The sequence below is a fragment of the uncultured Psychrobacter sp. genome (assembly GCF_947488565.1).
Lineage (GTDB): Bacteria > Pseudomonadota > Gammaproteobacteria > Pseudomonadales > Moraxellaceae > Psychrobacter > Psychrobacter saeujeotis.
Window position 1 is genome coordinate 662,024 of sequence record NZ_CANKZC010000002.1, and the last position, 25,752, is coordinate 687,775.

19 protein-coding genes are annotated in these 25,752 nt (G+C 43.0%); 2 read left to right on the forward strand and 17 right to left on the reverse strand.

Translation table 11 applies throughout. From position 1 onward, the window contains the following. Positions 1 to 30 precede the first annotated feature (30 nt). The 13 genes from Q0890_RS07090 to Q0890_RS07150 form a co-directional block, all read right to left on the reverse strand. Complete coding sequence (locus tag Q0890_RS07090; protein WP_299218926.1) at positions 31 to 2,625, reverse strand: FtsX-like permease family protein; 2,595 nt, start codon at positions 2,623 to 2,625, stop codon at positions 31 to 33. Next, positions 2,603 to 3,343 (reverse strand): ABC transporter ATP-binding protein, encoded by a 741-nt coding sequence (locus Q0890_RS07095; protein WP_299218928.1) that lies wholly within the window; start codon positions 3,341 to 3,343, stop codon positions 2,603 to 2,605. The genes Q0890_RS07090 and Q0890_RS07095 overlap by 23 nt, the downstream gene beginning before the upstream one ends. 67 nt (positions 3,344 to 3,410) lie before the next feature. After that, positions 3,411 to 4,205: an arylesterase gene (locus Q0890_RS07100; protein ID WP_299218930.1), complete on the reverse strand. Its 795-nt coding sequence runs from the start codon at positions 4,203 to 4,205 to the stop codon at positions 3,411 to 3,413. An 86-nt stretch (positions 4,206 to 4,291) separates the two neighbouring features. Next, entirely contained in the window at positions 4,292 to 5,356 is a 1,065-nt protein-coding gene (locus tag Q0890_RS07105) for an alpha/beta hydrolase (protein ID WP_299218932.1), read from the reverse strand. A gap of 112 nt (positions 5,357 to 5,468) precedes the next feature. After that, on the reverse strand, positions 5,469 to 6,725 hold the full coding sequence (locus Q0890_RS07110) for a CynX/NimT family MFS transporter (protein WP_299218934.1): 1,257 nt from the start codon (positions 6,723 to 6,725) through the stop codon (positions 5,469 to 5,471). A 356-nt stretch (positions 6,726 to 7,081) separates the two neighbouring features. Continuing rightward, positions 7,082 to 7,327 carry a (Na+)-NQR maturation NqrM gene (gene nqrM / locus Q0890_RS07115; RefSeq protein ID WP_299218936.1) on the reverse strand — a complete coding sequence of 82 codons (246 nt, stop codon included), beginning with the start codon at positions 7,325 to 7,327 and terminating at the stop codon, positions 7,082 to 7,084. A gap of 119 nt (positions 7,328 to 7,446) precedes the next feature. Beyond that, positions 7,447 to 8,604: an FAD:protein FMN transferase gene (locus tag Q0890_RS07120; protein WP_299218938.1), complete on the reverse strand. Its 1,158-nt coding sequence runs from the start codon at positions 8,602 to 8,604 to the stop codon at positions 7,447 to 7,449. A 146-nt stretch (positions 8,605 to 8,750) separates the two neighbouring features. Beyond that, complete coding sequence (gene nqrF, locus Q0890_RS07125; RefSeq protein WP_299218939.1) at positions 8,751 to 9,986, reverse strand: NADH:ubiquinone reductase (Na(+)-transporting) subunit F; 1,236 nt, start codon at positions 9,984 to 9,986, stop codon at positions 8,751 to 8,753. 124 nt (positions 9,987 to 10,110) lie between these two features. After that, complete coding sequence (gene nqrE / locus Q0890_RS07130; protein ID WP_299218941.1) at positions 10,111 to 10,719, reverse strand: NADH:ubiquinone reductase (Na(+)-transporting) subunit E; 609 nt, start codon at positions 10,717 to 10,719, stop codon at positions 10,111 to 10,113. Then, positions 10,719 to 11,390 carry an NADH:ubiquinone reductase (Na(+)-transporting) subunit D gene (locus tag Q0890_RS07135; protein WP_299218943.1) on the reverse strand — a complete coding sequence of 224 codons (672 nt, stop codon included), beginning with the start codon at positions 11,388 to 11,390 and terminating at the stop codon, positions 10,719 to 10,721. The genes nqrE and Q0890_RS07135 overlap by 1 nt, the downstream gene beginning before the upstream one ends. 1 nt (position 11,391) lies before the next feature. Beyond that, complete coding sequence (locus tag Q0890_RS07140; RefSeq protein ID WP_299218945.1) at positions 11,392 to 12,306, reverse strand: Na(+)-translocating NADH-quinone reductase subunit C; 915 nt, start codon at positions 12,304 to 12,306, stop codon at positions 11,392 to 11,394. After that, on the reverse strand, positions 12,287 to 13,522 hold the full coding sequence (locus tag Q0890_RS07145; RefSeq protein WP_299218947.1) for an NADH:ubiquinone reductase (Na(+)-transporting) subunit B: 1,236 nt from the start codon (positions 13,520 to 13,522) through the stop codon (positions 12,287 to 12,289). Before Q0890_RS07145 ends, Q0890_RS07140 begins: the two co-directional genes overlap by 20 nt. 5 nt (positions 13,523 to 13,527) lie before the next feature. Beyond that, positions 13,528 to 14,880 (reverse strand): Na(+)-translocating NADH-quinone reductase subunit A, encoded by a 1,353-nt coding sequence (locus tag Q0890_RS07150; RefSeq protein WP_299218949.1) that lies wholly within the window; start codon positions 14,878 to 14,880, stop codon positions 13,528 to 13,530. An 866-nt stretch (positions 14,881 to 15,746) separates the two neighbouring features. Here Q0890_RS07150 and hisA point away from each other — a divergent pair. Both hisA and Q0890_RS07160 read left to right on the forward strand, forming a co-directional pair. After that, positions 15,747 to 16,484: a 1-(5-phosphoribosyl)-5-[(5-phosphoribosylamino)methylideneamino]imidazole-4-carboxamide isomerase gene (hisA, locus tag Q0890_RS07155; RefSeq protein ID WP_299218951.1), complete on the forward strand. Its 738-nt coding sequence runs from the start codon at positions 15,747 to 15,749 to the stop codon at positions 16,482 to 16,484. Positions 16,485 to 16,556: 72 nt separating this feature from the next. Continuing rightward, a complete protein-coding gene (locus Q0890_RS07160) occupies positions 16,557 to 18,158 on the forward strand; it encodes a mechanosensitive ion channel family protein (RefSeq protein WP_299218953.1) in 1,602 nt (533 codons plus the stop codon). A gap of 73 nt (positions 18,159 to 18,231) precedes the next feature. On the opposite strand, the gene rnr is transcribed toward Q0890_RS07160, so the two are convergent. From rnr to thrS, 4 genes are all read right to left on the reverse strand, one after another. Then, the gene (gene rnr / locus Q0890_RS07165) at positions 18,232 to 20,499 is read right to left on the reverse strand and encodes a ribonuclease R (protein WP_299218954.1); all 2,268 of its coding nucleotides are present in this window, start codon (positions 20,497 to 20,499) and stop codon (positions 18,232 to 18,234) included. A 123-nt stretch (positions 20,500 to 20,622) separates the two neighbouring features. Then, entirely contained in the window at positions 20,623 to 21,867 is a 1,245-nt protein-coding gene (locus tag Q0890_RS07170) for a toxic anion resistance protein (RefSeq protein ID WP_299218956.1), read from the reverse strand. A gap of 335 nt (positions 21,868 to 22,202) precedes the next feature. After that, positions 22,203 to 22,730, reverse strand: coding sequence for a translation initiation factor IF-3 (infC, locus tag Q0890_RS07175; RefSeq protein WP_299219025.1), 528 nt, complete (start codon positions 22,728 to 22,730; stop codon positions 22,203 to 22,205). Next, positions 22,730 to 24,664, reverse strand: coding sequence for a threonine--tRNA ligase (gene thrS, locus Q0890_RS07180; RefSeq protein ID WP_299218959.1), 1,935 nt, complete (start codon positions 24,662 to 24,664; stop codon positions 22,730 to 22,732). The genes infC and thrS overlap by 1 nt, the downstream gene beginning before the upstream one ends. Positions 24,665 to 25,752: the final 1,088 nt, after the last annotated feature.

Genomic DNA, 25,752 nt, shown 5'->3' on the forward strand with positions numbered 1-25,752 from the left:
TCAAAGTATACTAATTATCAAGCTTTCAACCTAAACCATCCCCCGCACCCGCGCCATAATCCCACGTCCAATCACCAATCTCACATAAATAACGGCAATGGCAAACAGCAAGACGATTAACGCTGCACCGCCAATAGCCAAGCTTGTCCATGGCACACTAAACTGTAGATTAAACCATTGAGTAATCGCCGCCCATGCGCCAACGCTGGCGATGACCACGGCAAAGGTCGCCGCGCTAATACCAAGCACGCCCAGCTCTAAGATATTGAGCATATACAGGTCACGCTTTTGCATACCGAGCAGTCTAAACGACGCGCTGTCCTTCATGCGATCTTGCGAAGTAGACAGTAGCGAGCTAATCAGCACCATGACCCCAGTAAGTAGGGCAAGCAAGGTGAACACATAGACCAAGCGGCTCATTTGTACCACCAGCTCTTGGATTTGTTTCGCGATAGCCGTACCATCAATGGTGGTGACCGCTGGGAACTGGCGTACCAGCTCACCTTGTAGCTCTGGAATCGTATCTTCTGATACGTGGGCAGTGGCAAATTGAATCTGCGGAGCAGCGGACAGCACGGACGGCTCAAATAAGAAATAGAAATACGGGCTTGGGCCACGCTCATAGCGCGTGCGGATACTGGTGATCTGCCCGACGATTTCGATACCTTGAATATTAAAGACCACTTCATCGCCCATGCCGACATTGAGCATACTGGCGGCAGTGTCCAAGATAGACAAGGGTTTGACTTGCTGATCGGCATCATCGATAGAGGTATACAGCTCGCCATCTGTGAGCGAGTCAACGATATACTCGGTATCCATCACCGTATCTGCGTAGCTTAAGTTAAACACACGCGTAGGATCATCGAAGCCATCCTCAGGCTCGATATCTTTTGCCACCACGTCATTGGCCGTCTCCACACGGGCACGAATCACCGGATAATAGGTAACGGGTGCCTCAATGATGGTATCAATCTTATCATGCTGATCGCTCTGCACATCGAGCAAAAACAAATTGGGCGCGTCTTCAGGATAGGCATTAATAAACTGCGCATTGATACTGTGATTAAGTGTGGTGATGAGCGTCAGCACTGCGACCGACAGTGATAAGGTGACAAAGAACAACGCGGATTGGTTGCCTTTACGCGCCAGGTTATGGATGGCGATACGCTGCATCCAGCTGACCTTAGTGTTGCTTGCCAATTTCGCCAGTAGCCAGAGCCAACCACGCGCCAGTAGCCAAAATATTACCACCAGTACGATTAAGCCGCCTAATAGCTGCGCCCCTAATGACAGTGAGCCTACTTCATAAGCAAAGAAGGCATACAGTCCTGCCAGTACCAAGCCATACCATAGTAACGGTACGCGTCGATACCAAGGCAGGTCTCTAGTCTGCGTGCTCGCACCTTGGCTGAGGAGGGTAGCAGGCTTAGTGGTGTTTAGTGTACTCAGGCCGCGCTGCGCAATCAGTAATGTTAGGACTAAGGCAATTGTCACGGTCTTGATGGCACTGATTGGATTGATGGCAAGACCCACGTCGGCAGGCAAGATAGCCACTAGATAAGGCTGACCAACTTTAAGTAAGCCTAGGCTTAATATCACTGCGGCAACACAAGCGACAGCAGTCGTGACGATAAGCAGCTGATAGTAACTGCGCTTAAGTGAGCCGAGCGGCTCGCCTAATGCCAAGCGAATGGCGTTATTGGACTGCTGCTTGGTGACAAACGCGCTAATGACACCGTACATGGCGACCGCAGAGAGTAGTAATACCGCGATGACCAGTAATTTTAAAAACATCAATACATTGTCCGAGATACGCGAGACCGAAGTATCGGCTGACACAGCGTCAGACAGCTCAATATCAGGATAATTGGTCAGGATATTTGTGAGCGCATCACGCTGTGTGGTTATAAGCTCTGGATCGCCTGCTATCTCAATACGATAGTTTATGCGGCTGCGTTGTCCTAATAGATTGGTTGACGGGAGTGCATCTTGTTTCATCAACACACGGCCACCAAAACCAAAGGTAGTTAACGGTCGATCAGGCTCTTTTGTCAGTACATCATTGATCATGAACTGCGCATCGCCAATGGTGATACGGTCGCCGACTTCGGCCTGTAGGCTACTGAGCACTTCTGGCGCGACGATCACACTGTCAGATGTTAGCTGCTCCCATAGCGGCTGCCCTGAGGCAAGCTCGGCCGTACCGTATAAGGGATACGACGGCGAGACGGCTTTGACGCTGGCAAGCAAGGTTTGCTCATCATTGACCAGCATGGCGCTAAACTGATAGTCATACACCGTTTGTGTATTAGGGATAGTTTCTACCTGCGTTAGTACTTCGCTTGGCCAGTCTTGCTTACTGTTTAGGATGAGATCCCCACCAACGAGCGCACGCTGATTATCATTGATATAGCTATCGACAGACTGCTGCACAGAGTCGAGGGTCAGGTAGGTAGCAAGCGACAGGGTCAACGTCAGTAGGAACAACACAGGGTACACCCAGCGCTGCCACCAGCTACGACTGAGTGCTTGCGAGCCTAGATCGCGATTAAAAAGTTGGCTTATCATGCCACCTGAGTAATTTGACTCTTTATCCATATTATCCATTAACTGTCGACCCATCTATCATACCGTCATGCATAGTAATAACGCGATCTGCCATGTCAGCAAGCGCAGAATCGTGAGTCACGATGACCAGTGCCGACCCCGTCTGTTGGCGCAGGTCTAATAATAAATTCATGACTTGATCGGCATTTTGCTCATCAAGGTTGCCCGTTGGCTCATCAGCGAACACAATTTTTGGCTGCGATACCAGTGCCCGCGCCACAGCGGTACGCTGTTGCTCACCGCCTGATAGTTGATTGGGCAGACTATGACGCCTATGACCCAGATCAACCGCATCAATAAGCTCATTCACCCGTGCTTTATTCGGACGCCGCGCGATATCAAGCGGAAAGGCAATATTTTCCGCCACTGTCAAAGTCGGTAGTAGGTGAAATGATTGAAAGACAAAGCCCATCTCACGCTGACGAATGATTGCCAGCGCATCTTCATCGAGACTGCTTAGTGTCTGTCCAGCCAGCTCAACCGAGCCGCTATCAGGATAGTCTAATGCAGCAAGTAAACCCAGCAAAGTGGATTTACCTGAGCCTGATTTACCCATAATGACCACGAACTCGCCAGCATCAACATGGATACTCACGTCCTTGATAATAGACAGTGATTGCTCACCGACTTGTACGGTTTTGTTGAGATGCGTGGCGGTAAGTAAGGCTTGCTGTTCAGGATTGGATGTAGATTCTGTTGATAATGATGCTGCAGTCGAATTTGATAAGGTCATTACATAGTCTCAGTTGACGTAGGGTCTGTTACTTGTGCTGGCTCGTTAGGTATTTTAATCAGTCGAATCAGTTATTTTCAGTCTCTACCATTGCTTCAAGCTTGGGCGCTAAGATGGGCAAAATATTATCATTAACGATAATTGTGTAGCCATCTTTGGTTGGATGAATGGCATCGGCTTGGTTGAGCTCAGGGTCTCCGCCCACACCATTTAAAAAGAACGGAATCAGCGTGACGTTCATATCTTTAGCGATGCGAGGATAAATTGCGGCAAACGACTCTACATAGTCAGAGCCAAGATTGTCATAAATCTGCATGCCTCCCAAGATGACTTCACTGCCGTTGTCTTGCAAGTGTTTAACCGCGGTACGGATGTTATCCTCAACGGTTGCGACGTCAATACCACGGATAGCATCATTAGCGCCAATAGTCAGTATGGTAATGTCAGGGTTTGTTTGTGCCACCCAGTCTAAACGATTGACAAGGCCTGTACTGGTCTCACCGCTCAGACCTGAATTAACGACTTTGACATTCTTGTAACCCATCTCTTTAAGTGTTGTTTCCAATTGTGCTGGATAATTATCATTGGGGTCGACTCCCAAACCTTCAGTCAAAGAATCGCCAAGGGCCAAGATAGTAATAGGTTGTTCGATAGCTACTATACTACCTTGTTCAGTGGTTGTTTCACGTGAAACTTCGCTTGCAACATGTGCTTGCGATGTATCTATTGCTTGATCTTTAGCATCGGCATTATTATCAGTGGCTGAGCTGCAAGCTACCAGTGCTAAGCTGGTCAGTAGAGTTAGACCAACGTTTTTAGACAAACGTATCATTAAGTGTGGTTTCATTGAAGGTAACGGCATAGTAATTCCATTGCAGGTCTATTTTTGCATTATGGCGTTTATAGTAGCAATTCTAATAACAGTTGGCTGTCTAAGATTGGTTAGCGTTATTCAGAACTTTTGCTAGCCAAAAACGCATTTATCGCTTGATAGGTTTGCTGGCAGATATCAGGGTTGAGGCTTTCCATATTAAGGTAAGCATGAATGACTTTATCATAAGTCATGTGCTGGGTATCAACACCAGCTTCGCTAAGTTTGGTAGCATAAGCGGCACCTTCATCGTACAACGGATCGACCGCTGCATTGATGATAAGGGCAGGCGGCTGCTGCGCCAATTCATTTTGACTGGCAAATAGGGCGGACTTGGCCTGCCTGTCTTCACCATGTTGAAAGTACTGGTCAAAATACCAACTAATGCGCGCTTGACTGAGCAAATAACCATTGGCGTATGTCTCAATAGAAGGACAGCTCATGGTAAAGTCAACACTTGGATATATTAGCACTTGGGCGCTGATATCATTTATTGTGCCTGATTTTATTATTCTAGGGTCACGTAGCAGATTGGTGACTAATGCTCCACCATGACTGTCTCCAGCTACTACTAATTTATTTGTGCTAATGTGATGGCGGGCAAGTAGTGCAGGTAATCCAAGCAAAGCTGTGCAAGCATCATTTTGGCCGCAGGGGTAAGGGTTTTCTGGTGCAAGGCGGTATTCTGGCGCAACGACTATGTGTCCTGTGTGTTTTGCCAAACGACATAAAATTTGATGATAAACAGAGACGCTACCTGCCGTGCCACCGCCGCCATGAAAGTACAGCATCACAGGCAAAACGGTTGGCTCAGTCTGATTAACATTGTCAGGTTCGCTGGGATAAAAAAGGCGCACAGGAACGTTATAAGCTGGCACATCATAAACATCGTCAGCTGATGCATCACATTCAATGATGTCATCGACTATGAGCGCTACATCCACAGTTTCAGTAACAAAGGTATGCGTTAAATGTGCCAAACCATCTCTGGCATTAATAGCATTAGGAACACTGCCTGTGTTAATAAAGGCAGGCAGTACTTGCTCATTTAATACTTGTAGATAGTTGGCAACAGCGGGTAATAGCTCAACTTGGTTTTGACCTTTAGTGTCAGCTTTAGATTGGTGAATAGAGTTGCTCATCCTTAGTCCTCTGTATCTGTCAATGTTGTAGCGCCTCGATAATTCACAAGTCGGACGGAAAGCTAGCACTGTTAACGACTACAGCTACTCATATAACAAGCACAAGCATACTCTAAGCAGGGCGACCATCGACCATTACCGGACGACTCACTGTCCAAGCAATTACAACGTTGATAATCATCAAAATTAACATAATAAGCAACGGCAAATCCCAATCGCCAGTAGCTTCATGTAACCAGCCAGTCCCTAACGGACCAAAAAACGCAATCAAATAACCCACAAATTGAGCCATACCAGACAGCTCGCTAGATTGATTGGTTGTATAAGTTCGTAGCGAAAATAACATCATGCTCAAGGTAAAAATAGCAGAGCAACCAATACCCATCAGTCCTGACCATAACCAAGCAAGATCTGTAGAAAAGTAACTGACCCCTAAAACACCAATCACGTTCAAAGAGGCAGCAACCACAGTCAGCGCTTGGATAGGGCGACCACGATTGATAAGCCAGGTAATAATCAAAATAGAAAACGGCGCCATAAACTGAAATACCGACCCCATTTGTCCTGCTTTAACAGCCGATAAACCTTGACTGACCCAAATAGAGGGTAAAAAACTGGCAGCGGTATAAAACAGTAACGACTGTAAACCCATAAAGACTGCGATTTGCCACGCAAAAGGTGTCCGCCACATAGAGACTTCTGAAGAGCCTGATGTAGGTAGCACTGCCACTTGATGACTGGACGAGCCAAGACGCAGGCGTAAAAATATCCAAATAACTATCGCAAAAACACCTAAAAGCGACCAACCACCAAGCGCCCACTGCCAGCCTACCTGCTCAGATAACGGTAGTACGACGCCCGCGACAATACCCGCCGTCACTGTCATCGTGAGACTAAAGATACCAGTAATCAGCGGAATATGATTCGGTGTCCGCTGTTTAATAACGGGTGCCGCCAACGTATTGGCAAAGCCGATGGCTAACGTCAATAATAACGTGCCACTCAAGAACCCAATCCAAGTAGGAATAATAGTACGAATAATCATTCCCATCGTTAATAACGCAATCATTGCAATCAGCGTATTCTCAAGCCCAAACCGCTTACCAATCGCTGGAGCAATGAGTGCGCCCACTGCAAAAGTCAGCATAGGCACGGCGCCCAACCAACCAATTTCAGTCTCAGAAATATTTAAAGCATCTTGTACTACTGGCGCAATAGAACCAAGTGCCACGATCGGTGCTCGCATATTGGTGGCGAGCAAAATTATGGCACATAATACAAGCCAAAAAGTAAAGCGTGAGGAGGGCAGCTTAGACGCCGATGCAGTATCTAGATGAGACTTTGGTTGCAAATTAGAGGGGGTAGACATAGCAGCACGACTATTATTAGAATAAGAAAAAAGACACGTCATTGAGCAGCGCCGAAGAGTCGTCGCTTGCACATAACACCAAAGAAAACGCACCTAAAGGGTGACTAAAATCGTGAACCAGAGCGTAAAAATACTTGCAGAATGCAAGACTGTGAGCTTATTACCCTGACAATCAGGATAAATACGATATGCGAGTAGTTAATTCAAAAAGTTGATAAGCCATTTTTATACAAAATGACTCATCAAAGTCTGGTGGCATAACTAAAAATAGCGTTAAATCATATTTATATGACCTAACGCTATTATAGGAACAAATGATGGGTAAATACTACCAGCGTATGGTAACCAGCTTTACATTATACCGATTTACCCAGTTGGGCCGCTTTTAGTGCATTCTCTTGTTGTTCTGCAACGATAGAATCGCATTTGTTAGGATCGTTGCCACAAAATGAGCAGTTTTCATCACCCATTAATTTAGCAACACCGCCACAAGAGCCTCTAAGCGGCTTTTTTTTAACCATATAACCAATACCCATAAATACAAAAAACAGTATAAATACAGTAAAGGTAATAGCGAGCATAGGAAGCAGTTGGCTAAGCATAGAGGAGACCTCAAGTTTAGAAAATAGAGTTATCTTTAATGATAACTATCTAATAGTATAGCAAATTTTTACGCTTTGCGTTTGTTGTTAATACATTCTCAAAACACTACAACCAAAACTCAAGGCTGCTTATCAGCACGTAATGCTTGCATTGTAGAAGTCTGAACTACTTGCCAATCATCAATACTGTTTAGCGCATCATTATGCTCTACCCCATCAGCCAATACGACAAATAAGGCTGCTATATTTTGCTTTTCAGCGAGACTTAACGCCTTTTCGTAAGGCATGGCAGTCAGTGCAGTTGCCCAAGCATCGGCAAGTGCAACTGAGTCAGCTGCTACTGTCACCGAAGGAGCACCACCAACAATAGGTTTACCCGTTGTAGGATCGATGGTATGACTATAGTGCTTACCATCAAATATGACGGAGTTGCGATAGTTACCAGAAGTTGCTATATGCATCTGATTATTGGTTTTTAGTGGTTGACGAATAGCCGTAATTGTTTGGCGTTCGCTAACAGTACTGCCCTCAATAGGTGCATCAATGGCAATCTGCCACGGCTGCTGCTTATTGTTAACGCCAGAAGTCGCTATTTCTCCACCAATCTCAACCATATAGTTACGGATGTTGTAACGATCTTTGAGAACATCAGCAATGACATCGACACCGTAGCCTTTCGCTACTGCCGAAAAATCCAGACCAATGCCATCTTTGGTCTTGTAGAGCGTTTGGTTTTGCTTGACAACGCTATCAAAATCTACCAATGCTTGGGCGGTTGCAATTTCAGCTGCACTTGGCGGACTTTGTAAGCGTTCGACAGTCATGGTACTACCAAACCCCCAAGTATTGATAAGCGGTATAACAGTCGGATCAAATGCTCCGCCAGACTGTGCATAGACTTGTCTTGAGATATCGAGTACGTGACTAAAGTCAGCATCAATTGTAATAGGTGTGTCTTTGCCTAACTGATTAAACTTGGATATAGTAGAATCAACTTGATAGGTCGACATACTGTCATTAATCTGCTGTAGACGCTGATCGATGGCAGCCTGAATATCTGCCTCGATTACCTCTTCTGGTAATTGATAGCTGATATGGTAGCTGGTACCCATTGTTTCACCGATTAAATAGTTATAATCAGGCGACTGTTGACAGGCGGTTAGGCCAACTATACTCAATGCTGATAATGCAAATAATATAGAGTTACTTACCGTCTTTTGAGCATTTTGAGACCGGGTAGCGAAAAGATATGTTTGAGGTTTGTTTTTATTAAACATTGTAAATTTATCCAACAGCAAAAATGGATGAAAAAAAAGAGCGCCACTGTTGACGCTCTTTTTTGTGTCTTTCATATTGATCATCGAAATAAATATGAGTCAAAATAAAAAACTATTTGCTCAATTAATCATGGTCTTGGACCAATTTAACCACCGAAATCATCAAGCATGATGTTTTCGTCTTCCACACCTAAGCTGTGTAGCATGTCGATAACCGCCGCGTTCATCATCGGTGGCCCGCACATATAATACTCACAGTCTTCTGGGTTTGGATGGTCTTTTAGATACTCTTCTAGTAAGACATTATGGATAAAGCCTGTATAGCCGTCCCAGTTGTCTTCAGGAAGAGGATCCGATAAGGCAACATGCCATTCAAAGTTATCGAACTCTTCTTCTAACTGATCATAGTCTTCAACGTAGAACATCTCACGAATAGAGCGAGCACCGTACCAAAAGCTAATCTTACGATCAGAGTTCAGACGTTTAAGCTGATCGAAGATATGCGAGCGCATTGGTGCCATACCAGCACCGCCCCCAACAAAAATCATTTCAGCTTCAGTATCTTTGGCAAAGAATTCACCATAAGGACCTGATACGGTCACTTTATCGCCAGGCTTTAAGCTAAACGTCCAAGAAGACATTTTACCTGGGGGTATACCATCTGGACCACGTGGTGGTGGACTTGCGATACGAATGTTGAACTTGATGATACCTTTTTCGTCAGGGTAGTTGGCCATTGAATAAGCACGGATGACAGGCTCATCAACCTTTGATACATATTTGAAAATGCCAAACTTTTCCCAGTCTTCTCTATATTCTTCAGCAACATCGAAGTCTTTATAATGTACTTCATGCGGTGGCGCTTCTAACTGCACATAACCACCGGCACGGAAGTTAACTTCTTCACCTTCTGGAATCTTAAGTACCAGCTCTTTAATAAAGGTTGCGACGTTCTCATTAGAGACAACTTCACATTCCCATTTTTGTACATCAAAAAACTCAGGATCAATCTCTATTTGCATGTCCTGCTTAACAGATACCTGACAAGCCAAGCGCATGTGATTACGAATTTCGCCTTGAGTAAAATAGCCTTCTTCGGTGGGCAGAATAGAACCGCCACCTTCAATAACACGGCAGCGACATTGAGCACACGTACCACCACCACCACACGCAGAAGATAAAAATATACCTTCACTAGCAAGGGTTTGCAGTAGTTTTCCGCCTGCTGGAGTCACCACATCATTATCGGGATTATCATTGATATGAATAGTAACATCGCCTGAACTGACCAGTCTTGAGCGTGCTGCCAAAATAATGGCAACAAGACCCATGATGATCAAGGTAAACATAGCAACGCCACCAATCGCCGTAGCATAATCCATGATATGTATCCTTAATCTATGGGGTAGGGGTGCGGGTACATAAATTTGATACTGTACCCGAACGCCTACCGAATAAATGAATTAAATATGTCAAATCGCTAAATAGATGTCTAAGCTTAGCGGTTTAAATGGACATGCCACCGAACGACATAAAGCCGAGCGACATAAGGCCAACCGTAATAAAGGTAATGCCAAGACCACGTAATGGTCCCGGAATATCTGAATACTTAAGCTTTTCACGAATACCTGCTAACGCAGTGATCGCAACTGCCCAACCAAAACCTGCACCGACCCCATATACCACTGATTCACTAAAGTTATAGTCACGCTCAACCATAAATAAGACGCCACCTAAGATCGCGCAGTTCACGGTAATGAGCGGTAAGAAGACACCAAGTGCGTTATATAGAGCTGGGACAAACTTATCCAAAAACATCTCTAGAATCTGTACAGTCGCAGCAATAAGACCGATATAGCTTAGTAGACCTAAGAAACTAAGGTCGATATCGGGAAAGCCTGCCCATGCCAGCGCACCATTTTTTAGAATGAACTGGAACAAAAGGTTATTGAGTGGCACAGTAATCGCCATTACGACAATAACAGCGACTCCGAGGCCTATAGCGGTTGAGACTTTTTTGGACACGGCCAAAAATGTACACATACCTAAGAAATAGGCAAGCGCCATATTCTCAATAAAGACTGAGGTTATAAATAAACTAATATAATGTCCCATTAGTGACCGCCTCCGTGTGCCATGCCTTTAGACTGTGGCTTCATTACAAATTCGGCTTCTTCAATTTGTTCTGGCTTCCAAAGACGAACGATGGCAATAAATAAACCAATAATGAAGAACGCTGATGGTGGCAACAACAATAGACCATTTGGTAGATACCAACCGCCATCAGTGACTGGTTGTAAGACAGTGATACCAAACCATGTACCTGAACCTAGTAACTCACGAATAGTCGCAACGAACAGTAGTACGGCAGAGTAACCAAGACCATTACCGATACCATCTAAAAAGCTAGGTACTGGTGGGTTGCTCATAGCGAAGGCCTCAGCACGGCCCATGACGATACAGTTGGTAATAATCAAACCAACGAATACCGATAAGCCTTTACTCACATCATAAGCGACAGCTTTTAGTACCTGATCGACCAAAATAACCAACGAAGCAATAATCGTCATCTGTACAATGATACGAATACTTGATGGGATTTGCTTACGAATAATTGAAATAAAGAAGCTGGAAAAAGCTGTTACCAATGTCAATGCCACACACATTACCAAGGCATTTGACATACTCGTCGTTACCGCTAACGCCGAACAGATACCTAATATCTGTAAGGCGATAGGGTTATTATCAAAAATAGGCGAGGTTAAAATACTTTTTGTGTCAGCCATGTTATGCCTCCTTGCCGTTTGCTACTGGTAGCGCGGCTGCCAGTTCGGTTGTAGGTTGAGCTGTCTGATTGTCTGGTTGTTTTGACTGACTTGCTTTTGTATCAGCGTTATCAATCGTTTGACCACTGTCTTTACGTAAGGTGTCTAGGTAAGGTTTATACCCTTGCTCACCTAGCCAAAACTGAATCATATTGCTGACACCGCGGCTAGTTAGCGTTGCACCACTAATACCATCAACCCAGTTTTCTTTTGGATTACCAGCTTTGGTAACACCTGTTGCTACTTCGCCACTATCGTCATACGAGTGAATGCCCTGCCATTTGGCACGCCATTCTGGCTCTTCAATACGAGCGCCCAATCCTGGCGTTTCTTTATGCTCATAAAAGCTGATACCTTTAATAGTATTCATATCGCTTTCAAGCGTCAAGAAACCGTAGATAGTACCCCATAAGCCATAGCCTTGAATCGGTAGGACCACCATCTCAGGCTGTCCTGCATCATCACTCTTAACATAGACTTTTGCATACTTAGGTTTACGACCAATACCAGCAGGATCGTTATCACCTAAGTCTTCACTCAATGCCTGATTTTTAGTTGCCTGACTGGCATCGTAAGCATTGCGATCTGGAATACCCGCATCGCTTAAGGCGTTGTCGTCAAGATAGTTGCCTTCGTTTAGATCAACGATTTTTACTTCAAAATCCTTAAAGCGTTCGGCAACATCTTTAGCAGTATCAGACTCAGCATCATACATGCCGGCTGCTACTAGAATGTTTTTATTACGATCTAAGCGTGCATTTTCAACTTGTGATGGTTTGAGGCCGACCGCAACTGCTGAAACCAATACAGAACATACCAAGCATAGCGTTAATGCCACACTGATGGTTTTTGCATTATTACTTTTGGGCTTGGACATAACGAACCCTCCGAGCTGTTTGGCGTTTGATATTTGCTTGAGTCACAAAATAATCAAACAATGGAGCAAATAAGTTGGCAAATAAAATGGCGAGCATGATGCCTTCTGGGAAAGCTGGGTTAACTACTCGAATCAGCACTGTCATAAAGCCAATCAAAATACCATAGGCCCAGCGGCCATTATTAGTATGTGCAGCTGAGACTGGATCGGTTGCCATAAAGACAGCACCGAAAGCAAAACCACCAATTACTAAATGCCAATAAAATGGCAAGTTCATCATCAAGTTATCGTCAGAGCCAATCATATTGAAGATAAGAGACGTTGCAATCAGACCAACCACACAACCTGCCATAATGCGCCATGAGGCAATACGCGTCCACAGAAGCACCGCTGCACCCAGCAAAATAGCTAGTGTAGAGACTTCACCGACACTACCTTGGATATTACCAAAAAACGCATCACTCCACGTGATCGCCTGACCATATACGTTGGTAAAATCAGCTGGCGTCACACCAAGGGCAGCAAGACCTAGTGGCGTTGCGCCTGAAAATCCATCAACCGCCGTCCATACTGAGTCACCCGATATATAGGCAGGATAGGCAAAGTAAAGAAAAGCACGACCAGATAAAGCAGGGTTCAAGAAGTTCTTACCGGTACCGCCGAACACTTCTTTTGCCACTACCACACCAAAGATAATACCTAAGGCCACTTGCCATAATGGAATATCAGGTGGCATGATTAGCGCATATAGCACAGAAGTGACAAAGAAGCCTTCGTTGACTTCATGTCCGCGTACCACGGCAAAGATGATCTCGCATAAGATACCGACAGCAAAGGTAACAATATAGATTGGTAAGAACTGCATCGCCCCATACACAAAGCAGGCCCAAATACTATCTGGGTTGTAGCCTACCATACTGGTGATCATAGTGCGCCAGCCTTCAGGCTGTAACCCTAGTTGTGAGATAGCAGTCAGCGCTTGATGACCGACATTATACATACCCCAAAACATCGCTGGGAAGGTACACATCCATACTGTAATCATAATACGTTTGAGGTCGATACCGTCACGTACGTGCGAAGAAGCGTAAGTCGTCGTACCTGGCTGACGTAAAAACGTATCAAACATCTCAAAAATAGCGTAATACTTTTCGTGTTTGCCACCCTTGGTAAAAGACGGCTCCATACGATCGAACATATTGTGTAAAAATTTCATCGTGGTTAGCCCTCCAGCTCAATGCGCGTTAAATTATCACGCAAGATATCACCAAATTCATATTTACCAGGAGATACGAAAGTGCATAATCCAACATCTTCTTCATCCAGTTCAAGCACGCCCAAATCAACCGCAGACACGATGTCTTCAACGATCAAAGCGCGTAACAACTGTGTGGGTAAGTAGTCTTGTGGCATAACCTCTTCATAAATCCCGATAGGCACCATCGCTCGCGGCGAACCATTACTTGTGGTAGTAAAGTTGTACTTTTTGCCACCGAAAAACTGCGAGATATAAATGGGAAGCTTAGAGAAGCGGTTTTTACCTGGACTAAAGAAGTGAAATGCTGGTCGTTCACGGCCTTCAGGTAATACACTAACTTGATTGTGGAAACGACCAAGATAAGCCACATTATCGAACAATTTACGTCCAGAAAGTACCGACCCTGAGATGATACGATTCTCGCCTGCCACCAATTGTCCTTTTGTCAATGCAGTCATATCAGCACCGCGCTCAGTCGCAACCAAATGTGGCTCTTTAACTGCAGGACCTGCAAGGCTCAACAATCGACGTGTATATAAGCGACCCGTCGTAAAGAGTTTACCAATAGCAATCACATCTTGATAACCGATCGTCCAGACGGTTACGCCGCGGCTGATAGGATGTAAAAAGTGAATATGCGTACCAGCAAGACCAGCAGGATGCTTGCCTGCAAAGCTATGATACTCAGTGACGTTGTTATCTGCTGTCTTTGCAACTGACGGGAGCTTAGCATCACTATGATGACAGACAAAAGTTTTTGGGCTGAGTGTAGACAATACAGCCAGTCCGTCGTTAAATGCTTGCAGTTGCTCATTGATCAATAACATTGGATCAAACGCTAATGGATTGGTATCCATCGCGGTGACAAAGATAGCGTGCGGACGCGCACCGATATCAGGAGCACGGCTATAGGGACGTGTGCGAAATGCAGTCCATTCACCAGACGCAAGCAATTGGGTTTCAACGGCTTCCGAGTCTAAGTCAGCAAGTTGCTGGGAGTCATAGCGCTGAAACTCTACTTCTTCACCGTTTGGGTCAACCTCAATTACAAGACTTTCAAAGACACGACGCTCACCACGTTTAATGGCAATAACTTTACCAGCTGCAGGGGCTGTGTATATAACACCAACTCGTTTTTTGTCTTCAAAAACAGGTTGACCCTTAGCTACAACGTCACCTTCTGTAACGTTCATCGTAGGTTTCATACCTACATAATCGTAACCAATGAGTGCCACATGTGCTGGTCTGTGCTCTGATATCTCGCGGGAGGGCTCACCTGTGATGGGCAAATCCAAACCTTTCTTGATGGTAATCATAAGCGAAAACTTAGTCCATAGTCTAAAACGATACCAGACGTCCTGTTTGGTACGACAGCAGTACTCTTAATACCATTATGAAAAACCACCAATCAGCAGCAGCTTATAGTAAAGCTGTGATTGAGTGCCTTAAACATAACGCTTAAGTATTACTGCAAGTAAGAGTATTAACGCTGACCTTAGACTCCTTAACAACACGTTAACGTCTTATTCGAATTACCAAAGTGGCGACCGGCTACCAAGATGCATCATAAGTCTATCAAATCAAAGTAGACCTCTAAAACCAACTGCTTAGAGTGGACACTTCAAATTATAGATGAACCTACAATACGTTTTATTGAAATTTATAACATTGTCATACTAGTATCATGTGATTGCGTCTAAAACAGAAAAAACTCTCAGACGCAATATATGATAAGTTGATTAAAAACAAACCGATTAACGAAGTAGGATACAATTTTAAATCATACCCATCTATCGAAAATCAGGCTGTCATATCTTTATAGTTATGTCCTATTATGGCCAAACACGCTCAATCTATGTAAAAGCTCAATAGGCATTGCTAAGATATAGAAACAAATACAAATTTACCTAGGATTATACGCTAAATTAACCTAAAATTGCCAGTTAGTAATTGAATTTATCTAATTGTAGTACCTAACTTAGCGGTTGAAACTTATAGTTATCAATCATCAAAAATGCTCAGACGACTATAATGGTTTTAACTTAAGATATAAACTAAAGTTGTTCTTGGAGACAAATATTTAGTTAAGTGCATACTTTATAGTATTTTCTTCCTAATTATCAATTATTGTTGTTTCTGTCGTACTTTCGCTATCCATAAAACGTTTTATAAGGAGTACTATATGTGTGCTGCGCCTGTAATTATCCCTGCTATCGATCTAAAAGATGGCAAATGTGTACGCTTAAAACAAGGTCGTATGGAGGATGACACCGTATTCTCTGACAATCCTGTGGCTGTAGCGGGTCGCTGGGTAAAAGAGGGAGCACGGCGTTTGCATCTGGTTGATCTCAATGGCGCATTTGATGGCGTACCAGTTCACAGGCAAGTGGTCAACGATATTGCCAAAGCCTACCCAAACTTGCCTATTCAATTGGGTGGCGGTGTACGTAATATGAACACTATTGAGCAATATATCACAGCAGGTCTCACCTATATTATTATAGGAACCAAAGCGGTTGAAGACCCTGATTTTGTGACGGAGGCTTGCCGTGAGTTTGCCGGGCATATTATCGTTGGTATTGATGCTAAAGACGGTATGGTGGCCACTCATGGCTGGGCGAATATCACAGACACCAAAGCGACCAAGCTTGCCCGCCGCTTTGCTGACGTCGGTGTATCATCCATCGTTTATACCGATATCGCTCGTGATGGTATGATGCAAGGGGTCAACGTCGATCAAACGGTCAACCTTGCACGTGAAGGGGGTTTGCCCGTTATAGCGTCGGGCGGTGTCACTGATATGCAAGATATCGAGCTATTAAAGCCTTATGGCAATTGTATTGAAGGGATTATTACAGGGCGGGCGATTTACGAGGGTACACTGGATCTTGGAGAGGCACAAAGCTATCTAGACAGTTAATAGTTTATACATAGGGTTGTCTGTATTGACTACAAAGACAATGGTTGTTCATCACCTTCACCAAGGATACTTATGATAGCTATTTTTGACTATCTATCTTTACGCAGATACTTGCCAGTCATAGGTCAGCTGTTATTATTAATAAGTATCTTTTACGGCTTACCTGTTCACGCGGCTAGCGAAGAGTTAACAAGCGTAGCAGCCGCAGCAGGCATAGATAACAGTACTTTACTAAATTTAGAGGCAGAGTCCGAGACAGAAGCGGAACGTGATACATCAGCACTCATAGATGCGCCGCCAGTCATTAGTGGGGAAAGTACCAATAATGCTCAAATTGAAACCACGCCCACTTTTCAAAAAGACAATGAGATCCGTCAACGTATCAACGGTATTTTCTCTGAGATTGATGGTTTGCAAGCTGTTGATGTGAGCGTTACTCAAGGTGTCGTCACCTTAGGTGGAGAGACCCCTAATGAAAAAAAGGCGCAACAAGCGATCAATTTAACCAATCGTCTAACAGATGTAGTAACGGTTGAAGACAATATTAATCGAACGCTCGATGTGCAAGACAATGTGTCAACAGTATATCAAGGACTGAAGACTCAAGGTATAAACCTAATCAAAGCCACTCCATTGCTGTTAGTCGGTATTGTATTATTTGGCTTGGTGACATGGTTTGGTAGCTGGCTATCTAAACGACAAAAAATGTGGCAGCGTCTTACTCCCAATCCTTTTGTAGCTGAGTTACTGGCGCAAACTATTAAAGTAATCTTTATCATCTTTGGTTTGATATTGGCTTTGAGCCTGATAGGTGCTGAGACCATCTTGGGTACGCTTCTTGGCGGGGCGGGGGTCATCGGTATCGCTGTTGGTTTTGCAGTCAAAGATACTATTGAAAACTATATAGCCTCTTTAATGCTCAGTATTCGCCAGCCATTTCGTGCCCGCGACCAAGTCGTAATTAATGGTCAAGAAGGTATCGTGGTGCGTCTGACCTCAAGAGCAACGATTTTAATGACGCTAGATGGTAATCAGCTGCGTATTCCTAACGCTGAAGTCTTCAAAGGTACGATTTTAAATTACACCAAAAACCCTGAGCGCCGCTTTACCTTCGAGCTGGGTGTAGATGCCAATGACGATCCACTGGCAGCGATTAAAGTCGGACTTGATGCGATATACAAATTAGACTTTGTGTTGGATGAGCCTAGAGCTATTGCTATCATAGCCAACGTTGGTGACTCTAATATTATTCTTGAATTTCAAGTATGGGTAGATCAATCAGAAACTGATTTTGCAAAAGCCCGCAGTATTGCTATTCGTGAAACCAAGCACGCTTTAGAAAACGAAGGTTTTAGCTTGCCTGAACCTATTTATCGTCTACGTTTCAATGATAAGTTAGAAACAGCCTTTGAGCATATGCAAGAGAGTAGAGGTAAAACAGACTCTGAGATGACTGTCACACCGCTAACTTCTGGCGCAGATAATCAGCAGACCAAAGATGACAAGGATAAACAGCAAGCAAAGGCGCGTGCAAAGCAAATTTTGGATGGACGCGACAGCAAAGATGTATTTGATGCCCGTCCTGATGAAAAACTTATGCAAAAAGTTGAGCAGGAAATTGCAGAGAATTCTGATGAGACTGATCTATTAAATAACAATAGCCCACAAGAATAAGCTGTATGGATAAACGTAAAAAAGGCTAAAGATGACTTTAGCCTTTTTTGTTATTCTAGTATTTTGTCTAAACCTAGCTCTTTTTATTTGAACCTTTGCTGCTTCGACCATTACTTTTCTTGGCGGCGCTTTTTTTCGTCTGATCTTTTTTTGTTTGATTCATCTCGCTAGCTTGTAACTTCGCTTTTAAGTCAAAATCAATCTGCAGCAGATCCATATTGACACCAGCAACTTGGACTTTGACCAAATCACCAAGTCCAAACAAGGTGCCTTTATCTTTACCAATGAGCTGTTGTTGATGCTCATCATAGACAAAGAAGTCATCACCGACGTTTGAGATATGAACCAGACCATCAATATATAGGTCAGTCAATGTCACAAATAAACCAAAGCTTGTGACGGTTGTGACGACACCTTCAAACTCTTCACCAACATGATCTTTCATATAATGACATTTTAGCCAAGACTCTACAAAACGTGATGCCTTTTCAGCACGGCGCTCAGTATCTGAGGTTTGTGTGCCTGCGCCATCAAGAGAAAAGTCCATAACAGGCTGTTTACTGTTGGTTACCTTGGCTTTAATCGCACGGTGTAACATTAGGTCCGGATAACGACGAATCGGTGAGGTAAAGTGGCTATACTCATCATATGCCAGACCAAAGTGACCAATGTTATCGGGCGCATAGTTAGCCTGCATCATTGAGCGCAGCAGCATACTATGAATACTGATTGCATCTGGACGATCTTTTGTCGCTTCAATAATACGCTGATAGTCGGCTTGCGTTGGATTCTCTTCAGGGAAACTTAAACCAAAGTTCTTTGCATATTCGTGAATACGCATTGATTTTTCGCTGTCAGGATTGTCATGGTTACGGTATAAAACAGGCAACTCATTTTTTAGCGCAAAGTTTGCTGCACAAGTATTGGCAAGCAACATACACTCTTCAATGAGCTTATGAGCATCACCGCGAGTACGTGGCAAGATGTCCGCGATACCGCCTTCTTCGTTGAACTTTATATAAGTCTCAACGGTTTCAAACTCCATTGCATGACGATCTTCACGCTTTTTGATAAGCAGCCCATACAATTGATGAAGCGTATCGACAGACTTTTTGACGTCTTTATTACCTGTTAAAGATTCAGGGACACTTTTATCTTTGGGATTAGCAAAATAATCATTTACCTGATTGTAGGTTAGACGTGCCTGTGAATGCATAACACCAGGATAAAACTCGTAACCTGTAATCTTGCCTGCACGTGATATTTTAATATCAGCAACCATACAGAGACGATCCACTGAAGGGTTTAGCGAACATAAGCCATTCGACAATACTTCAGGTAACATAGGAATCACACGGTGCGGAAAGTAAACCGACGTGCCACGCTCATAAGCGTCTTGATCTAGTGGAGAGTTTGGTGTCACATAATGGCTGACATCAGCAATAGCGACCAACACTCGATAGTTTCCGCCTGAGCGTTTTTCAGCAAACACTGCATCATCGAAGTCACGCGCATCTTCACCATCAATAGTGATTAATGGTAGGTCACGTAAGTCCGTACGACCCTTAAAGTCCTTCTTACTAGGCTCTCTATAGTCATTGGCTTGTTTGAGTGCTTCTGCACTGAATTCAGAGGGTATATCGTAATTGAGTAGAGTAGTTTCAATGATAAGTTCACGATCATTGTCGTCACTCAGCACCTCTGTAATCTTACCTGTAGCAAACTCGTGCTGATTGGGCCAGTCAATGACATCAACTTTCACCGGATCGCCCTGTTTGGCACCTACCGCATGTATATTATCATCAGTGACGGTGATTGGTTGATGGTTGTTTGGGCTACCAAGCTCGACACAATAGCCATCTTCATCACGAGTAAGCGTACCAATAAACTGATTTTGATGACGTTCAGTCACATCAACGATACGACCTTCGGTACGCCCACGGTTATCTGTTGTGGTGCCGACAGCATCGACCATGTCACCGTTAAATACCCAGCGCATTTGTTTTTCGTGTAAAAACAAATCTGGCATATCTTCTAGTACCACAAAACCAAAGCCTTTTGGATGAGCAGATACCGTACCAGTAACCACATCTTGTTGCGTGACTGCACGAAAGCGATAAGGACGTCCTTCACGATTCACTTGACCATCACGAGCCATGGCTTTGAGACGATTGCCTAATGCATCAAACTGATCAGGATCATTGATGTCAAAAGCTTTTGCCAGCTGTTGATGTGTTGGTTCATCGTTTTCAGCGATCGTACGTAGTATCAGCTCACGACTAGGGATAGGATTGTCATATTTCTGTGCCTCACTTGAGGCGTTTGGATCATTCCAACTCATAAATTACCGTATCTATTTTTAAAATTATTAATAATGGCTATCTTAACACGAACGACGCTTTAATACCCGACGTCAATGAGGTTATATCTATTCGATAGCTGACTGTTTGGGTAGACTGCTTGATCAAATATCGATGTCAGTAGTACCAGATTGGTTTGCAATTTTTTTACTGTCTAACTCTTTTGATACTTCAAGTACAGTCGTTTGATTAGATTTATCTAAATACTTCTGTGCTTTATCCACTTCGCTCGTTAAAGTATTGACCGTTTGCTTCATGCTCTCTAACGCTTCAACTTTGTAATTACTAATCATATCCATCGTATCATAAACATTATTGAAAGCGTTTTGCAGTTTATCAAGCTCAATAGTACTACTGGTTGCTTGTTCATGAATTTCACCAGATTGACGTTTGAGCATCGCTGAGGTTGACTCAATCAAACTACTGGTCGTTTTATTCAATGCCGTGATCTGATCTAAGACCAGTTTTTGATTGGTCATAGCTTGTGCAACCACGACGGCTGTCCGTAATGCAGAAATAGTCGTTGTAGTAGCGCGATCCACACCTTTAATAAGTTCCAAATTATTTTTACGAATGGTATCTAATGCCAAATAGCCTTGTACGTTAACAGCCAGCTGTGTCAAAAAGTCGGTGTTTTTTTGGCGTACGTAAAACAGCATCTCTTCTTTTATGATGCGGGCCTTTTCAGGGTCAGTCGCTTCTAAAGAATAGACTTTTTGCTCAAGCTGCTCATCAATCTTTTTGCCGACGTAAATATACTGGCGAATGGATTGCATCAAATCCCACATATTGACTTTTTCTTGCTCAATCATCGCATTGTCTTTGAGCAACTCATCCTTACCATTATAAAGACTGGTCACCACTGCGTTGATATGCGACTGTGCGGATTCATATTGACGAAAATAATCTTGAACTTTATTGCCAAACGGTATGATGCCGAACAGCTTGCGCGAATTGGTCAACTCTTTTTTGCTTGGGTCCAAGTCTTCTACGATACCGCGTAATTCTGTCAATGACTTGGCAATTGGTGAATTATCAAATAGGCTATCATTGATACTCTTAGCAGGAAGTTCTAACATGCGGTTAGACACTTGAGCCGACTCACGAATCTCTTTAGTACCTAAGTTATGAATGGATTGTAAGTTTTCTTGAAAGTCAGGACCATTTACTGGATTGGTAATGACATGATCTACAAAAGCATCGACTTTAGCATCAAGTTCTGGAATCTGACTTTTATCCAGCTTAACCATCTGATCCGCTTCGCTTTTTTCCACCTCTTTTACAGGGTCAGGTGGCGTCAAAGAGATACTTGGCGTATTCGTATTTTCTGGCGGTGTAAGTTCTTGCATAAGTGTTCCTGTCGATAAATGATAGATTAAAATGTTTGAATTATTCAATGATGTTAGGTAACGTTTAGTCTGCTAGTTCAAGCAAGTAGCATAATCGCTAAAGATCTATTAATTGACTTATGGTTATTAAATGATCATTAATAGGAAATACAAAGTAGATTTTAAGATTATCGTATAATCAGGAAGCCATGAAGATAGACTTTGTAAAACTATATGGTGGTTAGTATAGTAAAATTACAATGTGTAATAGTAAAAAACCATCAATATCCCGCAGCATATTGATGGTCAAAAACAAAGATAAGTAAATATGGCAAACTTATGCGTTTACGGTTCAGTTATTTTTTCTTAGTAGGGCCAAGCAACATACCCATTTGTCGGCCTTCCATCTTTGGATACTGCTCGACGTTAGAGATCTCAGCCGTATCTTCGATAATGCGCTCAAGTTGTTTACGACCAATGTCTTGATGCGCCATTTCACGTCCACGGAAACGAATGCTCACTTTAACCTTGTCTTGATCTTCTAAAAAGCTGACAATTTTTTTCAGTTTTACCTGATAATCAGCTTCTTCAGTACTCGGACGCAGCTTCATCTCTTTAAGCTGAGTTTGCTTTTGGTTCTTTTTAGCCTCTTTCGCTTTTTGCTTTTGATCATAGAGGAAATGCTTATAATCCATGATTTTGCATACTGGCGGCTTGGCATCGGGCACTAATTCAACTAAGTCTAGGTTTTCATCACGTGCCGCTTTCATCGCGGTATCGATATCGACCACGCCCATTTGTTCGCCGTCCTCTCTGACAAGACGAACTTCTTTAACACTGATATCTTCATTGGTGTTTAGACGGTTGGACTGTTTAATAGGTATTACTCCTGATCTGTTTTTTGATTCTGACGGCCTTTTTTGGCAACGGCAGTCTGTACTAAGGTAATAAATTCAGAGACAGTCATCACGCCTAAATTCTCACCTTCGCGAGTGCGGACGTTAACGCTGCCTGTTTCAACTTCTTTATCCCCTAATACTAGCATATAGGGAATACGTTCTAATGTTTTCTCTCGTATCTTAAATCCAATCTTTTCGTTACGCAAGTCACTAACCGCACGTAAACCTGCATTTTTTAGCTCGCTAACGACATTTTCACAGCTTTCTGCCTGTTTATCGGTAATATTCATCACCACGACTTGCTGCGAGGCTAGCCAAACCGGCATCCACCCAGCATAGTTTTCGATCAAAATACCGATAAAGCGCTCAAACGAGCCAAGAATAGCACGGTGCAACATAATAGGCACTTCACGCTCGTTTTGTTCATTGACAAATTCAGCGTCTAAGCGCTCAGGCATATTGGGATCTACCTGTATAGTACCGCACTGCCATACTCGTCCCAAGCTGTCTTTGAGACTAAACTCAATCTTAGGCCCGTAGAAAGCACCTTCACCAGGCAGGTATTCCCAAGCTAGTCCTGAGCTATCCAAGGCGTCGGCTAAAGCTTTTTCAGCAAAATCCCAAGACTCATCACTACCGACGCGTTTCTCTGGACGCGTTGAGAGTTTCATAATAATGTTATCAAAACCAAAGTCTTCATAGACAGCAAGAGTAAGCTTAATAAAGTCAGCCACTTCCTGCTGAATTTGCGCTTGTGTGCAGAAGATGTGTGCATCATCTTGAGTGAAACCGCGCACACGCATCAAACCATGTAGCGAACCTGATGGCTCATTACGGTGACATGAACCAAATTCTGCCATACGCAGTGGCAACTCGCGGTAAGATTTCAAACCTTGATTAAACACTTGCACATGACAAGGGCAGTTCATTGGTTTTACCGCATAATCACGGTTTTCGCTTGAGGTAGTAAACATATTAGTAGCATAGTTACCCCAATGTCCAGAACGCTCCCACAAGCTGCGATCAACGATTTGCGGTGTTTTGATTTCTTCATAACCATTGTCATATTGTACTTTACGCATATATTGTTCAAGTACTTGATAAATCGTCCAACCATTGGCATGCCAAAATACCATACCCGGTGCTTGCTCTTGCATGTGGAATAGATTGAGTGCTTTACCAATCTTACGATGGTCACGCTTTTCAGCTTCCTCAATACGTTGAATGTAAGCTTTTAGATCTTTTTTATCAGACCATGCGGTACCATAAATACGTTGTAGTTGCTCGTTCTTGGCATCACCGCGCCAATAAGCGCCACTCATCTTGGTTAATTTAAAGACCTTTAAGAAGCGGGTATTTGGCACGTGCGGGCCACGGCACATATCGACATATTCTTGATGATGATAGAGACCGAAAGCTTCTTCGCCTGGCATATCATTGATTAATTTAAGCTTATAATCTTCGCCGCGCTCTTCAAATATCTTGATCACTTCATCACGTGGCGTTATCTTCTTTATGACATCGTAGTCTTGCTTAATCAGCTGCATCATACGCTTTTCTATCGCTTGCATATGCTCAGGTGTGAATGGTGTCTCACTATAGATATCATAATAAAACCCATCATCAATGACAGGACCGATAACCATCTTTACATCAGGATAAAGTTGTTTGACCGCATGACCGAGTAGATGCGCGCACGAATGACGAATAATATCGACACCATCAGCATCTCTTGGGGTAACAATCTCAACCTTTGCGTCATGAGCGATAGGATCAGAAGCATCAACTAAATGTCCATCTACACGTCCGGCGACTGTAGCCTTAGCAAGACCTGCCCCAATGCTTTTTGCCACTTCCATGACTGTAGTATTGCCTTCGAAGTCTTTTACGCTTCCATCGGGCAAAGTAATCGCTACCATAATCTGTTCACCTGTTTTAGGTCCGTTAGCAGTGATGATTGCAACTATCAATCATATGACCGTAAGACCAAATAAATTATATACGTTAGATGTGATACATCAAAAGAGACAGACATTACCCAAGACACTTAACATATCGGCGATCGTCTAAATATTCATTCAATCTGCTATCTATATCAAGAGCAGAATGATAATACATCATTAAATACAGCCAAATGCTTCTTATATAGTATTGATTAATCATGCAGGATAAGTAATGCCATAAAGCCGACTACTATAACAAAAACCATCTATAAACACTAGATAGCAAGGGATAACAACATATCTAGCATAGATATAACTTTAAAAGAGCCGACCAACTGCATCCAAGAATATAAGTCATCTCTACCCTTTAGTAGCAGCTTTTCGATTGCATCCAAGAATATAAGTCATCTCTACCTTTTAGTAGCAGCTTTTCGATCTAAGAGAATTAGTAAATAATATCTACTATATTATAAGCAGTATCTATATATAAGGACTACCTTCACTTATATCAATAACGCAACCTTAAGCGTGGATAAGCAAAAAAGATGCTTAGAGACATTAAAATTAGCAAAAAGTAAGGTTTCAACAAGAGTGATTCAACCAGCTTTGGAGAATTATCAACAGTTTTCATGTTGTATAAAAATAATAAAAGACTCTTACTTTTCTAACTTGTTGAAAAATATATATTATTTGAAACCTTTTATAATTAATTAAAAAACATCTATAAAAACAGTTGACACTGAATATAAAGTATCTATAATACGCCCCACAGCAAAGGAGGCGCAGCGAAAATAGTGGACATACTTACTATTAACGAGGCAGCTAACTTACTGAATTATTAGTAAATAAAAGCTTGACACTGTATCAATCAATGATACAATAGATAGCTTACCAGTTAGAACGAATGTATTATTTTAGTGATAATTGGTTATAGAATTTACAAACGCTTCAACTGGACGACAGTGAAGGGACATTATTTAAAAGCAAAACTAAAGAACAACTTGTGTGGATTTTTGCTGAGTTAGGATGCTAAAAATAAAGTTGCTTATCTTTTCTTTTCGGGA